The 14,794-nt window shown below is 72.5% G+C and carries 13 protein-coding genes; 2 read left to right on the top strand and 11 right to left on the bottom strand.

Annotation, left to right across the window (positions count from 1 at the left end; all coding sequences use genetic code 11):
• Positions 1 to 499: 499 nt before the first annotated feature.
• The 9 genes from tyrS to argC all read right to left on the bottom strand — a co-directional run bounded on the left by tyrS (position 500) and on the right by argC (position 9,950).
• A complete protein-coding gene (tyrS, locus tag MPTA5024_RS38925; protein WP_036333822.1) occupies positions 500 to 1,765 on the bottom strand; it encodes a tyrosine--tRNA ligase in 1,266 nt (421 codons plus the stop codon).
• A 118-nt stretch (positions 1,766 to 1,883) separates the two neighbouring features.
• A complete protein-coding gene (locus tag MPTA5024_RS38920; RefSeq protein ID WP_036333606.1) occupies positions 1,884 to 2,585 on the bottom strand; it encodes a DNA-3-methyladenine glycosylase in 702 nt (233 codons plus the stop codon).
• Positions 2,567 to 3,988 (bottom strand): argininosuccinate lyase, encoded by a 1,422-nt coding sequence (gene argH, locus MPTA5024_RS38915; RefSeq protein ID WP_036333820.1) that lies wholly within the window; start codon positions 3,986 to 3,988, stop codon positions 2,567 to 2,569. Before argH ends, MPTA5024_RS38920 begins: the two co-directional genes overlap by 19 nt.
• Positions 3,989 to 4,177: 189 nt before the next feature.
• Entirely contained in the window at positions 4,178 to 4,702 is a 525-nt protein-coding gene (locus tag MPTA5024_RS38910; RefSeq protein ID WP_157099954.1) for an arginine repressor, read from the bottom strand.
• Positions 4,699 to 5,652: an ornithine carbamoyltransferase gene (gene argF / locus MPTA5024_RS38905; RefSeq protein ID WP_036333605.1), complete on the bottom strand. Its 954-nt coding sequence runs from the start codon at positions 5,650 to 5,652 to the stop codon at positions 4,699 to 4,701. The genes MPTA5024_RS38910 and argF overlap by 4 nt, the downstream gene beginning before the upstream one ends.
• Entirely contained in the window at positions 5,645 to 6,838 is a 1,194-nt protein-coding gene (locus MPTA5024_RS38900; protein WP_036333603.1) for an acetylornithine transaminase, read from the bottom strand. Before MPTA5024_RS38900 ends, argF begins: the two co-directional genes overlap by 8 nt.
• On the bottom strand, positions 6,828 to 7,751 hold the full coding sequence (gene argB / locus MPTA5024_RS38895; protein WP_036333601.1) for an acetylglutamate kinase: 924 nt from the start codon (positions 7,749 to 7,751) through the stop codon (positions 6,828 to 6,830). The genes MPTA5024_RS38900 and argB overlap by 11 nt, the downstream gene beginning before the upstream one ends.
• The gene (argJ, locus tag MPTA5024_RS38890) at positions 7,748 to 8,902 is read right to left on the bottom strand and encodes a bifunctional glutamate N-acetyltransferase/amino-acid acetyltransferase ArgJ (RefSeq protein WP_036333599.1); all 1,155 of its coding nucleotides are present in this window, start codon (positions 8,900 to 8,902) and stop codon (positions 7,748 to 7,750) included. Before argJ ends, argB begins: the two co-directional genes overlap by 4 nt.
• A 25-nt stretch (positions 8,903 to 8,927) precedes the next feature.
• The gene (gene argC / locus MPTA5024_RS38885) at positions 8,928 to 9,950 is read right to left on the bottom strand and encodes an N-acetyl-gamma-glutamyl-phosphate reductase (protein ID WP_036333597.1); all 1,023 of its coding nucleotides are present in this window, start codon (positions 9,948 to 9,950) and stop codon (positions 8,928 to 8,930) included.
• Positions 9,951 to 10,124: 174 nt separating this feature from the next.
• Here argC and MPTA5024_RS38880 point away from each other — a divergent pair, with 174 nt between their 5' ends.
• A complete protein-coding gene (locus tag MPTA5024_RS38880) occupies positions 10,125 to 11,780 on the top strand; it encodes a class I adenylate-forming enzyme family protein (protein ID WP_036333595.1) in 1,656 nt (551 codons plus the stop codon).
• Between the two features lie 128 nt (positions 11,781 to 11,908).
• Positions 11,909 to 12,289: a nuclear transport factor 2 family protein gene (locus tag MPTA5024_RS38875; RefSeq protein ID WP_036333593.1), complete on the top strand. Its 381-nt coding sequence runs from the start codon at positions 11,909 to 11,911 to the stop codon at positions 12,287 to 12,289.
• A gap of 69 nt (positions 12,290 to 12,358) precedes the next feature.
• Here the strand turns inward: MPTA5024_RS38875 and MPTA5024_RS38870 are convergent, their stop codons facing one another.
• Positions 12,359 to 13,180, bottom strand: a complete 822-nt coding sequence (locus MPTA5024_RS38870; protein ID WP_084370356.1) for an alpha/beta hydrolase — start codon at positions 13,178 to 13,180, stop codon at positions 12,359 to 12,361.
• Positions 13,181 to 13,203: 23 nt separating this feature from the next.
• Positions 13,204 to 14,664 (bottom strand): M1 family metallopeptidase, encoded by a 1,461-nt coding sequence (locus MPTA5024_RS38865; RefSeq protein WP_036333591.1) that lies wholly within the window; start codon positions 14,662 to 14,664, stop codon positions 13,204 to 13,206.
• Between the last annotated feature and the right edge of the window lie 130 nt (positions 14,665 to 14,794).

The raw sequence follows: 14,794 nt of genomic DNA, 5'->3' as shown, positions 1-14,794 counted from the left end.
GCTCGAAGCGATCCCGAGATCCAGGGCGTAGGCTTCCGCTTCGTCCCTCCTCCGGTACCTCACCCCATCGCGAGCCTTGCGACTACGCGACGCTGGTCGGCACCCTCACGGGGAGGAACCGGCCCCGTCTCCGGGGCAACCACTCCAACTTACACCACCGTGTGGTCCGCGTCAACCTCTCCGCTGGAGATCGCTGATGCGCATCACGACGGCCCGGACTCGGTCTGGGACCTCGTCAGGCTGCTTGTCGAAGTGGCTCGCCCTCGGGCCCGGCCGCCTGTCGGCGTCCCGCACTTCCCGGGGCGAAGGAAACATTAAGCAAGACCGACGGCGCCGTCAAATCCCGGCGAGCCGCGCGAAACCCCAGCTCAGGCTGGTAATCCGGGCCGTTTCTGCCTCGTACGCCACAAGATTGTTACCCTCGTCACAGCGACTTTTGACCACAAAAGGGCCGCCCCCGGGTAGCCGGGGGCGGCCCTGCGAACGGCGCTACGGAGGTTCAGCCGACCTCGACGCCGCCGATCGTCTTCTTGCCGCGGCGAAGCACCAGGAACCGCCCGTGGAGGAGATCCTCCGCGCCCGGCGTGTGGTCCTCGTCGGTGATCTTCACGTTGTTGAGGTACGCGCCGCCCTCCTTGACGGCCCTGCGAGCGGCGGACTTCGACTCCACGAGGCCGCTCTCCGCCAGCAGGTCGACGACGGTCCCGCCGAGCGACGGCACGACGGCCTTGGGCACCTCCGCCAGCGCGGCGTCGAGCGTCCGCTCGTCGAGGTCGGCGAGCGACCCCTGGCCGAACAGGGCGCGCGAGGCGGCGATGACCCGGGCGAGCTCGTCGGCGCCGTGCACCAGCGTCGTCAGGTCCTCGGCGAGGGCCCGCTGCCCCTCCCGGGCCGCGGGCCGCTCCGACACGGCCTTCTCGAGCTCGTCGACCTCCTCCCGCGTCCGGAAGGTGAACACCTTCAGGAAGCGCACCACGTCCCGGTCGTCGGCGTTCAGCCAGTACTGGTAGAACGCGTACGGCGAGGTCAGCGCCGGGTCGAGCCAGACCGCGCCGCCGGCGGTCTTGCCGAACTTCGTGCCGTCGGCCTTGGTGATCAGCTTGCCGGTGAGGGCGTGGACGTGGGCCCCCTCGACGCGCCGGATCAGGTCGACGCCGGCCGTGATGTTGCCCCACTGGTCGCTGCCGCCGAGCTGGAGCGTGCAACCGTGCCGGCGGTACAGCTCCAGGTAGTCGTTGGCCTGGAGGATCTGGTAGCTGAACTCGGTGTAGCTGAGGCCCTCGCCGGCCAGCCGGGCGGAGACCGACTCGCGGGCGAGCATCCGGTTCACCGGGAAGTGCTTGCCGATGTCGCGGAGGAAGTCGATGGCGGACAGGCCGGCCGTCCAGTCGAGGTTGCTGACCAGCGTCGCCGCGGTCGGCCCCTCGTCGAACGACAGGAACTTCTCCACCTGGACCCGGATCCGGGACACCCACTCCTCGACGACGTCGGTGGAGTTGAGGGCGCGCTCGGTGCTGCGGCCGCTCGGGTCCCCGATGAGGCCGGTGGCCCCGCCGACCAGGCCGATCGGCCGGTGGCCGGCCCGCTGGAAACGGGTCAGGATCAGCAGCGTCGCGAGGTTTCCCACGTGGAGCGACGGAGCCGTGGGGTCGAAGCCCGCGTAGACGGTGATCGGCCCGTCGGCGAGCGCCTTGCGGAGCGCGTCGGCGTCCGTGGTCTGCGCGATGACGTCGCGCCACTCGAGGTCGTCGAGGATGTCGCCGATCTCGGACGTGGCGGCGCTGTGGGAAGAAGCGGTCACAGTCGTGGCTCTCACTGATCGATGGGTGGACGGCCTTGGGCCCCCGTACCAGCCTGCATGACGTCGAAACCCTATCGCCACTTCATTGTCCGCCCGGCACGCGACGACGGCGCGGCACGTGGGCCCGGTACGGCGAGACGGTGGGGTCGCCCTCGACCCAGAAACGCCAGGGCGTCTTGGCGCCGGCGGCCACTCCGGTCCGCGGACCCGTCCTGACCAGCGCGGGGTCCACCGGCCGGCCGGCGTGGACGCGGATCGGGCCCGGCGAGCAGCAGTCGGTCCCGTTGTGCTCGCGGACGAGCCCGAGGGCCACGGTCAGCCGGGCCGGCCCCCGGGCGAGATCGCGGTCGAGCGGCGCGCGGCCGGAGCCGTTCCCGCCGTTCGATCCGTTCCCGGGCTCCAGGCCGCCCGACCCGTTCGGCGCCCGCCTGCGGGTGCGGGCCGTCTCCAGCCCGGCGATCACCTCGCCCGCCCGGAGCAGGACGGCGGAGCCGACGCCCTCCGGCATGCAGACGAGGTTGGCGCAGAAGTGCATGCCGTACGTGAAGTAGACGTAGAGGTGGCCGGGCTCGCCGAACATGACGGCGTTGCGCGGCGTGCGCCCCCGGTAGGTGTGCGAGGCGGGGTCCTGGCCTGGCCCGCCGTACGCCTCGACCTCGGTCAGGCGTAACGCGACCGGGCCGTGGACGATGACGCGCCCGAGGAGGTCGGGCGCGACCACGTCAGACGGCCGGTCGAAGAATCCCCGGTCGAGCGGCGGTCCGGTCAGCTCTCCGACGCCCATGCCGCCTGGCCGTCGACGATCTCCCTGAGGGAGACGATCTGGTCCCGGACGCGGTCGGGGGCGGTGCCGCCGAAGGCGCTGCGGGCCGCGAGCGCGCCGTGGACATTGAGCACGTCGCGGACGCCGGGGGTGCCGCCGGGACCCTCCGAGGGGGCGAAGTGCGGGGAGACCTTGGCCAGCTCGTCGTCGGTGAGGTCGCCGAGGTCCTTGTCGTTGACCTGGCACCACACCACGAGGTGGCCGACGGCCTCGTGGGCGTCGCGGAACGCGACCCCGCGGCGCACGAGCAGCTCGGCGAGGTCGGTGGCGAGGGCGAACCCGTCGGGCGCGCTCGCCTCCAGCTTGGCCCGGTTCACCCGCATCGTGGAGACCATGCCGGACACCGCGGGCAGCACCAGCAGGAGCGTGTCGACGGCGTCGAAGACCGGCTCCTTGTCCTCCTGCAGGTCGCGGTTGTACGTGAGGGGCAGGCCCTTGAGCGTGGTGAGCAGCGACATCAGCGAGCCGATGAGCCGCCCGCTCTTCCCCCGGGCCAGCTCCGCTACGTCGGGGTTCTTCTTCTGCGGCATGATCGACGAACCGGTGGAGTAGGCGTCGTCGACCTCGATCCACCGGAACTCCTGGGAGGCCCACAGCACGATCTCCTCCCCCAGGCGGGAGATGTGCACGCCGATCAGCGCGGCGCAGAACAGGAACTCGGCGGCGAAGTCCCGGTCGGCCACGGCGTCCATGGAGTTGGGGGCGGGGGCGTCGAATCCCAGCTCGGCGGCGACGGCGGCGGGGTCGAGCGGCAGCGACGAGCCGGCGAGGGCGCCCGACCCGAGCGGCGAGACGGCGGCGCGGCGGTCCCAGTCCCGCAGGCGGTCGACGTCGCGCGACAGCGGGTGGACGTGCGCGAGCAGCTGATGGCCGAACGACACCGGCTGCGCGTGCTGCAGGTGGGTCATGCCGGGGGCGGCGACCTCGGCGTTCTCCTCGGCCTGACTGATCAGCGCGGTCTCCAGCTCGACGAGCCGGGAGACGATCGTGCGGACGTGGTCGCGCAGGTAGAGCCGCAGGTCGGTGGCGACCTGGTCGTTGCGGCTGCGGCCGGCGCGGAGCTTGCCGCCGAGGGAGCCGAGCCGCTCCAGCAGGCCGCGCTCGAGCGCCGTGTGCACGTCCTCGTCGGCCACCGTGGGGCGGAACTCCCCGGTGCGGCAGGCCCGGTCGAGGTCGTCCAGCGCGGCCAGCATGCGCTGAAGCTCGTCGTCGGTCAGCAGGCCGGCGCGGTGCAGCACGCGGGCGTGCGCCCGCGACGCGAGCAGGTCGTACGGCGCGAGCCGCCAGTCGAACTGCACGCTCACCGACAGGCGGGTGAGCGCGTCCGCGGGTCCCCCCTCGAACCTGCCGCCCCAGAGCCTCATCGGCTTGTTGTCCGCCACCGCGTTCTCCCTTTCGATTCTGAATGCGTCCGGCCGTGTGACAGCCGGATCTCCCGCGCGCCGCCGCGACGACGCGAAGATCCACGGGTCGCTCCCTGAATCGCGACCTTAGCCGACGTACGCCCCGCTTCCGCACCGGAACGGGACGCGCGCCGGACCTGCCCGGCCGGGTCAGGCCGGGGGGCGGCGTGCGGTCAGGTCCAGCAGCGACCGGGCCAGGGCGTCGCCGCCTAACGGGTCCCTGCTGATCACCAGGATCGTGTCGTCCCCGGCCACCGTGCCGAGGATGGACTCCCAGCCCGCGTGGTCGACGGCCGAGGCGAGGAACTGGGCCGCCCCCGGAGGCGTCCGGAGGATCACCAGGTTGGCGGAGGCCTCGGCCGACACCAGCAGCTCCTCGGCGATCCTGCGGAGCCGGGCGTCCGGGTTCTCCGCCTGACCGTTGGCGTTCCCCGTCCGGTACAGCGGGATGCGTCCGCCGCCCTCGCCGGGCAGCGCGTACACGAGGGTCCCGTCGTCGGCCCGCAGCTTCAGCGCGCCGAGCTCGTCGAGGTCGCGGGAGAGCGTGGCCTGCGTGACCTCGACGCCCTGCTCGGCGAGCAGCTTGGCCAGCTCCGGCTGCGACCGCACCTTGTGCCGGGTCAGCAGCTCGACGATGCGGGCGTGCCGCGCGGCCCGGGTCGGAGGGATGCTCACGCCCCCTCCCCGCCCCGGGTGGCGAGCCAGTGGAGCAGGGCCTTCTGGGCGTGCAGCCGGTTCTCCGCCTGGTCCCACACGACGCTGCGCGGCCCGTCGATCACGTCGGCCGCGATCTCCATCCCGCGGTAGGCCGGCAGGCAGTGCAGCACGATCGCGTCGGGCGCCGCCACGTCGAGCAGCGCCGAGCTCACCTGGTACGGCGCGAAGGCGGCAACCCGCTCCTCCTTGCCGCTCTGGCCCATCGACACCCAGGTGTCGGTGGCCACGACGTGGACGCCGGCGACGGCCGCCTCCGGGTCGGTGACCGCCGCGACCGACCCGCCCGTGGCCGCGGCGATCTCCGCCGCCCGGTCGAGGATGAGCGCGTCGGGCAGGTACCCGGCCGGGGCGCCGATCCGCACGTGCATGCCGGCCGTGGCGCCGCCCAGCAGGTACGAGTGGGCCATGTTGTTGGCGCCGTCGCCCAGGTAGGCGAGCGTCAGCCCGCGCAGCGAGCCGCGGTGCTCCCTGATCGTCTGCAGGTCGGCGAGGATCTGGCAGGGGTGGAACTCGTCGGTCAGCGCGTTCACGACCGGGACCGTGGAGTGGGCGGCCATCGTCTCGATGCGCTCCTGGCCGGAGGTGCGCCACACGATGGCGGCGACCTGGCGGGACAGCACCCGCGCCGTGTCCTCGATCGGCTCGCCCCGGCCCATCTGCGACGAGCCGACGTCCATGATCAGCGCCTGGCCGCCCAGCTCCCCCACGCCGACGGCGAACGAGATCCGGGTGCGGGTGGACGGCTTGTCGAACAGCACGGCGACCGTTCGGGGTCCCTCGAAGGGCCGGTAGCCGAACCGGTCCTTCTTCATGGCCTCGGCGAGGTCGAGCACCTGCGCCTGCTCCTCCGGCGACAGGTCGTCGTCCTTCAGGAAGTGCCTGATCCGTCCGGGGTCGTGGCTAGCCATGTGCGGCCTCCAGGATGCCGGGCAGCGCGTCGAGGAAGGAGCGTGCCTCGGCTTCGTCGATGACGAGCGGGGGTGCGAGCCGTACGGCGTCGGGCTGGAGCGCGTTCACCAGGAACCCGGCCTCCTGCGCTGCCGCCTGCACCTCGGCCGAGCGCGGCTCGGCCAGGACGGCGGCCAGCCACAGCCCCCGGCCCCGGACGCCCCGCAGCAGCGGATGGCGGACGGCCGCGATGCCCTCGGAGAGCAGGGCGCCCACGGTCTTCACGTTGTCCAGCAGACCGTCGCGCTCGATCACGTCGAGCACGGCGAGCGCCGCCGCGCACGAGACGGGGTTGCCGCCGAAGGTCGAGCCGTGGTCGCCTTTCGCGAAGACGGTCCCGGCCTCGCCGAAGCCGACGCAGGCGCCGACGGGCATGCCGCCGCCGAGGCCCTTGGCCAGCGTCAGCACGTCCGGGACGACGCCCTCGGCCTGGTGGGCGAACCAGTGCCCGGTGCGCCCGATGGCCGACTGGATCTCGTCGGCCACGAGCAGGGCCCCGGTCGCCGAGCAGATCTCCCTGGCGGCGCGGAAGTAGCCGTCGGGCGGGGGGACGACCCCGGCCTCGCCCTGGGTGGGTTCGAGGAAGACGGCCGCGCAGTCGTCCGTCACGGCGTTCTTGAGCGCGTCGGCGTCACCGTACGGGACGAACCGGACGTCGATGGGGAACGGCCCGAACTGGTCGCGGATCGACGGCTTGCCGGTCAGCGACAGGGCACCCAGCGTCCGGCCGTGGAAGCCCATCTCGGCGGCGACGAAGTAGTGGCGGCCGCGCGATCTGCCGTACTTGATGGCGAGCTTGAGCGCGGCCTCGTTGGCCTCGGTGCCGGAGTTGGCCAGGAACACCCGCGCGGGGGCGCCCAGCAGGCCGAGCAGCCGTTCGGCGAGCAGCACCTCGGGCTCGTGCAGGAACAGGTTCGAGGTGTGCGCCAGCGTGGCGACCTGCCGGGAGACGGCCTCGACCAGCGCCGGGTGGGCGTGGCCGAGCGAGGTGACCGCGATGCCGCCGATCAGGTCGAGGTAGCGCCTGCCGTCGGCGTCCCAGACGGAGCAGCCCTCGCCGCGCGCCAGCGCCACCGGCGGGACGCCGTAGTTGGGCATGAACGCGGCCTCGAACCGCTCGCGCAGGCTCTGTCCGTCACCGCTCATCGGGCGCCTCCCCGTTCTCGACGTCGGCGTCGTCGGGCTGGACCATGGTGCCGATGCCCTGGTCCGTGAAGATCTCCAGCAGCAGGGCGTGGGGCATGCGGCCGTCGAGCACGTGGGCCTGCGGCACGCCGCCGCGGACGGCGTTCAGGCACGCCTCCATCTTGGGGACCATGCCGCTCGACAGCGACGGCAGCAGCCGGGCCAGCTCGGACGCCGTGATCCGGCTGACCACCTCCTCGCTGTTCGGCCAGTCGGCGTACAGCCCCTCGACGTCGGTCAGCACGATCAGCTTGGACGCCTCCAGGGCGACCGCGAGCGCGGCGGCGGCGGTGTCGGCGTTGACGTTGTAGACGCCGTCCTCCCCCCGGGCGATCGACGACACGACCGGGATCCGGCCGTCGTCGAGCAGCGCGCGCACCGCCCCGGGCTCCACGTGGACGATCTCTCCGACCTGGCCGATGTCGACCTTCACGCCGTCGACGACGGCGTGCTTGCGCTCGGCCGTGAACAGGTGGGCGTCCTCCCCCGACATCCCGACCGCGAACGGGCCGTGCCGGTTGATCAGCCCCACGACGTCGCGGTTCACCTGGCCGACCAGGACCATGCGGACCACCTGCATGGCCTCGGGCGTCGTCACCCGCAGCCCGGACACGAAGTGGCTGTCGATGCCCAGGAGGTCGAGGTGGGTCTGGATCTGCGGGCCGCCGCCGTGCACGATGACGGGCCGCAGCCCGGCGTACCGGAGGAAGACCACGTCGGCCGCGAACTTCTCGCGCAGGTGCTCCTCGGTCATGGCGTTGCCGCCGTACTTGATGACCACGGTCGCGCCGTGGAACCGGGCGAGCCAGGGCAGCGCCTCGATCAGCGTGTACGCCTTGTCGAGGGCGCCGTTGCGCCGTACGGAAGTGCTCACGACGAGTACGCCGAGTTCTCGTGGACGTACGCGGCGGTGAGGTCCGTCGTGTGGACGGTCGCCGAGTGCGGTCCGGCGGACAGGTCGATCGTGATCGTCACGTCGCGGGGGCGCAGGTCGACCTTGGCGCGGTCGTCCCCGGCCGCGCCGCCCCGGCAGATCCAGATGCCGTTGACGGCCACGTTGAGCCGCTCGGGCTCGAACGCCGCGTCGGTCGTGCCGACCGCGCTCACCACGCGCCCCCAGTTCGGGTCCTCGCCGTGGATGGCGCACTTGAGCAGGTTGGAACGGGCGACGGCGCGGCCCACGGTCACCGCGTCGTCCTCCGACGCCGCGCCGACGACCTCGATCGCGATGGCCTTGGTGGCCCCCTCGGCGTCGACGAGGAGCTGGCGGGCCAGGTCGGCGCAGACGGCCGTGACGACCCTCTCGAACTCGGCCAGGCCGGGACGGACGCCCGACGCGCCGCTGGCGAGCAGCAGCACGGTGTCGTTGGTCGACATGCAGCCGTCGGCGTCGAGCCGGTCGAACGTCACGGAGGTCGCCCGGCGCAGCACGGCGTCGAGCTCCTCCGCGGACACGTCGGCGTCGGTGGTGAGCACGCACAGCATCGTGGCCAGGGCCGGCGCCAGCATGCCGGCGCCCTTGGCCATGCCGCCCACCATGTAGCCCCCCTCGCCGCGGCGGAAGGAGATCTTGCTGACGGTGTCGGTGGTCCTGATGGCGTCCGCGGCGGCCAGCCCGCCGTCCCTGGACAGCTGGCTCGCGGCGGTCTCCACCCCCGCCAGCAGCGGCTCCATCGGCAGCCGCTCGCCGATCAGCCCGGTCGAGCAGACCGCGACCTCGGCCGCCGAGTCGTCCAGCGCCGCGGCCACCTTCTCGGCCGTCGCGTGGGTGTCCTGGAACCCGGCAGGCCCGGTGCAGGCGTTGGCGCCGCCCGAGTTCAGCACCACCGCCCGCACCCGGCCGCCGCTCACAACCTGGGCCGACCACAGGACGGGCGCGGCCTTGAAGCGGTTTCGGGTGAAGACGGCCGCGGCGGCGCGGGAGGGCCCGTCGTTGACGACGAGGGCCAGGTCGCGGGCGTCCCCGCTCTTGATCCCGGCGGCGACCCCCGCCGCGCGGAATCCCAGCGGCGCGGTGACGCTCATGCCACGTCCTTGGGAGAGATCTGACTCACGGGGCGACTCCATTGAGAGGAAGGCCGAGTTCTTCCGGAAGACCGAGGGCGAGGTTGGCGCTCTGGATCGCGCCTCCCGCCGTGCCCTTGGTCAGATTGTCGATGGCGATGACGACGACGATCCGGCCGGCCCGCTCGTCGAGGGCCACCTGGAGGACGGCGGTGTTGGCGCCGACGGTCATGGCGGTGGCGGGCCAGGCGCCCGGGGGCAGCAGGCGCAGGAACGGCTCGTCCTTCACCGCGGTCTCGTACGCCTCCCGGAGCGCGGCGGCCGTGAGGCCGGGCACGGCGGGGGCGGTGCAGGTGGCCAGGATGCCCCGGCTCATCGGGGCGAGGGTCGGGGTGAACGACACCCGGACCGGCCGTCCGGCCACGCCCGACAGGTTCTGCGTGATCTCCGGGGTGTGCCGGTGGACGCCGCCCACGCCGTACGCGGCGACCGAGCCCATGACCTCGCTGCCGAGCAGGTGGGGCTTGGGCGCGCGGCCGGCCCCCGAGGTGCCGCTGGCCGCGACGACCACGACGTCGGGCTCGGCCAGCCCGGAGGCGAACGCGGGGAACAGCGCGAGTGTCGCCGCCGTCGGATAGCAGCCGGGCACGGCGATCCGGCGGGCCGCGCGCAGCCGGGCCCGCTGCCCGGGCAGCTCCGGCAGCCCGTACGGCCAGGTGCCGGCGTGCTCGCCGCCATAGAAGTCGGCCCAGTCGGCGGCGCTCTCCAGCCGGAAGTCGGCGCCGCAGTCCACGACCAGCGTCCCCTCGCCGAGCTCGGCGGCGACGGCGGCCGACTGGCCGTGCGGGAGGGCGAGGAAGACGACGTCGTGCCCGGCCAGCGCGGCCGGCGAGGTCTCCTCGACCACCCGGTCCGCGAGCGCCGGCAGGTGCGGCTGGTGCTCGCCGAGCCTGCTGCCCGCGCTCGACCCGGCGGTCAGCGCGCCGATCTCGAATCGGGGATGGCCGAGCAGCAGGCGGAGCAGCTCTCCCCCCGCGTACCCGCTCGCCCCGGCGACGGCCGCCCTCATCCATCCTCCTGCATATTCATGCGCAAGGTCTCATGTTCTTGCTTCTTGAAGAGTATGCATTTTGCGGCATGGACATGCAAGCCGCGTTCCGAGTGGCGGACGTCTGGTCTCCGTACCTACTGGTCGGTATCGTGACATTCCGATTGACGAGCGATCCCTGGGAGTGCGCGCAGCATGACGATCACGAACGAACAGGTCCAGGCCCAGCTCACGGCGCCCGGACAGCTCTTCGAGATGGAAGAGGTCGAGGTCGGCGGTAACAAGATCCGCGCATGGAAGCACGCCCCCGCGACGTTCCGGGCCCTGCTGGAGATCACCCGGTTCCACGGGGACAAGGTGTTCGTCGCCTTCGAGGACGAGCGGATCACCTACGAGGAGCACTTCCGCCTGGCCGCGACGCTCGCGAACCGCCTGGTCGACGACTACGGGGTCCGCAAGGGCGACCGGGTGGCCGTCGCGATGCGCAACTACCCCGAGTGGATCGTCTCGTTCTCCGCCGTCCTGGCCGCCGGGGCCGTCGCCGTCCCCCTGAACGCGTGGTGGACCGAGCAGGAGCTCGAGTACGGCCTGGCCGACTCGGGGGCCAAGGTGCTCATCGCCGACGGGGAGCGCGCCCGGCGCCTGGCGAACACCGCCGTTCCCACCATCGTGACCCGCGACGAGAACGCCAACTGGGCCGAGGTGCTCGGCGAGGTGCGGGCCGACGTGACGCTGCCCGCCGTCGAGATCGGGCCGGACGACCCCGCCACGATCTTCTACACCTCCGGCACGACCGGCCGCTCGAAGGGCGCCCTCGGCAGCCACCGCAACCTCGGCCAGGCCCCGATGACCGTGGCGTACGCGATGCTGCGCGGCGTCGCCCTCGCCGGCAAGGACCCGGGCGAGGCCGCCGGGGTGCGCCGGATCACGCTGCTCACGGTGCCGCTGTTCCACGTGACCGGATGCTTCGCCGTGCTCATGACCACCATGTTCACCGGCGGCGGGCTCGTCCTCATGTACAAGTGGGACCCCCAGCGCGCGCTCGAGCTCATCGAGCGCGAGAAGGTCACCGTCATGAGCGGCGTGCCGACCAACGCCTGGCAGCTGCTGTCGCACCCCTCCCTGCGCGACTACGACATCTCCTCGCTCGGCTCGATCTCGTACGGCGGCGCGCCCGCCCCGCCGAAGCTGCTGGAGCGGATCACCAGGCTCCTGCCGAACCGCACCCCCTCCAACGGGTACGGCATGACCGAGACGACGGCCCTGGCGATCTACAACAGCGGCAAGGACTACCTGGCCAAGCCCGAGAGCATCGGCCTGCCGCTCGCGGTCGTGGACGTCAAGGTCTGCGACCCGACGGGCGCGGAGCTCCCGCCCGGACAGGTCGGCGAGCTGTGCATGCGCGGGCCCATCGTGATCATGGGCTACTGGGGCAGGCCGGAGGCGACGGCCGAGACGTTCGTCGACGGCTGGCTGCACACCGGCGACCTCGCCCGCCTGGACGAGGAGGGCTACGTCTACATCGTCGACCGGGCCAAGGACATGGTCATCCGCGGCGGGGAGAACGTCTACTGCGCCGAGGTCGAGGCCGCCCTGTTCGAGCACCCGGCCGTGGACGACGCCGCGGTGATCGGCATCCCCGACGACGAGCTCGGCGAGGAGGTCGGGGCCGTGGTGCGGCTCAAGCCCGGCGCCGAGGCGACCGGCGAGGAGCTGCAGGACTTCCTGCGCGGCCGCATCGCGGCGTTCAAGGTGCCGGTGCGGTTCTGGTTCCGGGAGGCGGAGCTGCCCCGCAACCCGGGCGGCAAGATTCTCAAGACCCACCTCCGCAAGGAGACCCTGGGCCTGTGACGTGGGCGCCGCCCAGGCGCCGCCTGTCTTCAGGCGATCGCGTTACCTCGCGCGTAATCGCCCGGCGTCCCGGTCGCGTGACACGGTTCCCCTGTCGCCGAACGAGACACCGGACGAGGAGTTCGAAAATGACCGACCACGAGACGATCGACCACACCGCCGTCGCGGAGCGCTACATCGCCGCCTGGAACGAGACGGACGCCGAGGCCAGGGCCAAGGCGGTGGCCGCGCTCTGGACCGAGGACGGCGGCTACACCGACCCGCTGGCGGCCGTCAGCGGGCACGAGGGGGTGGCCGCCGTGATCGCCGGTGCGCAGCAGATGTTCCCGGGGTTCGTGTTCACGCTCGGGGGGCCGGTCGACGGCCACCACGACACGCTCCGGTTCACCTGGCACCTCGGGCCCGAGGGAGCCCCCGAGCCCGTGGTGATCGGCTTCGACGTGGTCGCGCTGGCCGAGGACGGCCGGATCAGGAGCGTGTACGGCTTCCTGGACAGGGTGCCGGCCTGACATAGGCTGCGAGGGCGGCGGGCCGCCGCCCTCACGCCAGGACCGGCGAGGGGCCGGCCCATGGCCGCCCTACCGCGGGACCATCCGGCGGATGTCGGCGAAGAGGCGTTCGGTCGCGGCGGCCGCCTCGGCGCTGGTGAGGTCCATTCCCTGGATGAAGCCGTGTACGAGCCCCGGCTCGCAGCGGTGCGCGACCGGGACGCCGGCCTCGGCCAGCCGCTCAGCGTAGGCGTCGCCCTCGTCGCGCAGGGCGTCGTTCTCGGCGGTCACCACGAGGGCGGCCGGAAGGCCCGCCAGGTCGCGCCGGTGCAGCGGGCTCGCCGCGAGCCGCGCCGCCGGGTCGGGCGTCCACTGCTCGACGAACCAGTGCAGGATGTCGGCGTCGAGGCCGTACCCCGTCCCCTTCTCCGCGACGCTGGGCGAGGCGAGGGTGAGATCGGTGTTGGGGCAGACGAGGACCTGCAGGGCGGGCAGCGGCCCGCCCTCGTCCCGCAGCCGCAGGCACGCCATGGTGGCCAGGTAGCCGCCCGCGCTGTCTCCGGCGACCGCCGCCGGTCGCGCCCAGCGGAGCACGGCCACGGCGTCGTCGACCGCCGCCGGGTAGGGGTGCTCGGGCGCCCGCCGGTAGTCGACCGCGAGGACCTCGACGTCGCACTCCCTGGCGATGCGGCGGCACGTGCGGTCGTGCGTCTCCAGGTCGCCGACCACCCAGCCGCCGCCGTGCAGGAAGACGACCAGCGGTCGCGTGCCGGGGGACGGCCGGTAGCGCCGCAGCGGCAGGCCGGAGGGGCCGGTCAGGTCCTCCACCAGGTGCAGGTCCGGGCCCTTCGGCCGCCCGCCGTTCCGGCGCCGGGAGCCCTCCCGCAACTCGAACGCACTAAATTGCGACATGTCGGCAAATACTACGCACGGGGTCATGAGGCGGCCGGCATGGGCGGGGTCTCGGCTCCGTAGATCCAGCTCGTGATGTAGGCGGTCAGGTCACGGTGGGACACCGTGTTGGCCACGTCGACGAAGTCCTGGGTCGAGGCCGCCTTGTGGCGGTACTTCTCGAAGAACGTCCGCTCGATGGCCCGGAAGGTCGCGTCGCCGACCTTCAGCCGAAGCCCGTAGAGCATGAGGAAGCCGGGGGCGTTGGTGCTCCCGAGGAGGTCGAGGGGGTCCTTCAGCCGTCCGGGGGGACCGGTCGTCCCCCGCGTGTCCTGGTCGTACGTGTAGGCGCGCCGGACCGAGTCGGCCAGCTTCTCGAAGCCCTTCTCGTCCTTGTAGAGGAGGGTGTAGTAGGTGGCGTGCCCCTCGCTGATCCACATGTCGTCCCAGCTCTTCTCCGAGACGGCGTTCCCGAAGTACTGGTGGACCAGTTCGTGGACCATGGTGGGCGTCTCCTCCGGCTTCGTCAGTCCGGCCTCCGCGCTGAAGGTCGACAGGCCCGCCGACTCGAACGCCGCGGCGTAGCCGCCCTGCACGCCGAGCACGCCGTACGCCTCGAAGGGGTACCTGGCGCCGATCTGCTTCTCCACCCAGGCGACCTGCGACGGGATGAGGCGGACGGAGGGCTTGGCCTTCTCGTAGGAGCCGGGCGTGATGAAGCTGGTCAGCGGGAGACCGTGCGGCCCGGTCTGCCGTACCCGCCGGAAGTGGCCCACCGCCACCTGCACCGTCTGCGTGGGGATGGGGTCGCGGGTGCCGTAGACGTACGTCGTCCGGCCTCTCGACGTGCTGCGGGAACGCAGCGTGCCGTTGGCGGCGACCTGCAGGTCCTTCGGCACGGTGACCCGGAAGGTGACCGTGGCCTTGTCGGCCGGATGGTCGTTCATCGGGAAGAACAGATGCGCCCTGTCGGGCTGGCCGAAGAGCACGAAGCCGTCGTCCTTGTTGTACCAGTTGTCGAAATGCGCGGGACTGTCCGGCGACGCGGGAGAGGGGGGATTGGCGGTGCGGTCCGCCGTGTAGCCGATCTCCACGCGGAAGCGCTCCCCCTTCCGCACCGGGCGCTCCGGAGTGACGACGAGCTTCTCGCCGTGTGCCGCGAAGCGCGCCCGCCTGCCGTCCACGGTGACGTCGCGGATGGCCTGGCCCGCCGAGTCGAGGCTGAAGCGGGACAGCGCCTGGCGAGCCGACGCCGTGATGCGCACGGCGGACCGCATCGCCGTCTCGCCCGGCCGGTAGTCGAAGGCCACGTCGTACGACGCGACGTCGTAGCCGCCGTTGCCGAGGTAGGGGAACAGGCGGTCGCCGGCGGTCTCGGCTCCCGGTTCCGGACCGCTCGACGCGGTCGCGCCACCGCCCGTGGACAGCACGGTGACGGCCGCCGCCGCCAGGGCTGTCGCCGCCAGCACGGCCGTCGTGGTCTGAGCGCGGGGTGTCCTTCGCACAGTGTCTCTCTTTCCGCCGGGGCGTCCCGGACGGACGCGCCGGCTGTCGCCGCGGGCGGGGACCGGTCTCCTCCCCGCTCGCCGACCACTGTGGACGTCGCATGCGTCGGCCCTGCATCAGTGGCGCATT

The sequence above is a fragment of the Microbispora sp. ATCC PTA-5024 genome (assembly GCF_000511135.2).
Classification (GTDB): Bacteria; Actinomycetota; Actinomycetes; order Streptosporangiales; family Streptosporangiaceae; genus Microbispora; species Microbispora corallina.
This window is presented reverse-complemented; position numbering and strand designations above follow the sequence as displayed.

Excerpts from the sequence above, each read along its gene's own strand:
- MPTA5024_RS38920 (WP_036333606.1), bottom strand. The coding sequence starts at position 2,585 with ATGGGCGTCGGAGAGCTGACCGGACCGCCGCTCGACCGGGGATTCTTC.
- argH (WP_036333820.1), bottom strand. The coding sequence starts at position 3,988 with ATGAGGCTCTGGGGCGGCAGGTTCGAGGGGGGACCCGCGGACGCGCTC.
- argF (WP_036333605.1), bottom strand. The coding sequence starts at position 5,652 with ATGGCTAGCCACGACCCCGGACGGATCAGGCACTTCCTGAAGGACGAC.
- MPTA5024_RS38900 (WP_036333603.1), bottom strand. The coding sequence starts at position 6,838 with ATGAGCGGTGACGGACAGAGCCTGCGCGAGCGGTTCGAGGCCGCGTTC.
- argJ (WP_036333599.1), bottom strand. The coding sequence starts at position 8,902 with ATGAGCGTCACCGCGCCGCTGGGATTCCGCGCGGCGGGGGTCGCCGCC.
- argC (WP_036333597.1), bottom strand. The coding sequence starts at position 9,950 with ATGAGGGCGGCCGTCGCCGGGGCGAGCGGGTACGCGGGGGGAGAGCTG.
- MPTA5024_RS38880 (WP_036333595.1), top strand. The coding sequence starts at position 10,125 with ATGACGATCACGAACGAACAGGTCCAGGCCCAGCTCACGGCGCCCGGA.
- MPTA5024_RS38875 (WP_036333593.1), top strand. The coding sequence starts at position 11,909 with ATGACCGACCACGAGACGATCGACCACACCGCCGTCGCGGAGCGCTAC.
- MPTA5024_RS38870 (WP_084370356.1), bottom strand. The coding sequence starts at position 13,180 with ATGTCGCAATTTAGTGCGTTCGAGTTGCGGGAGGGCTCCCGGCGCCGG.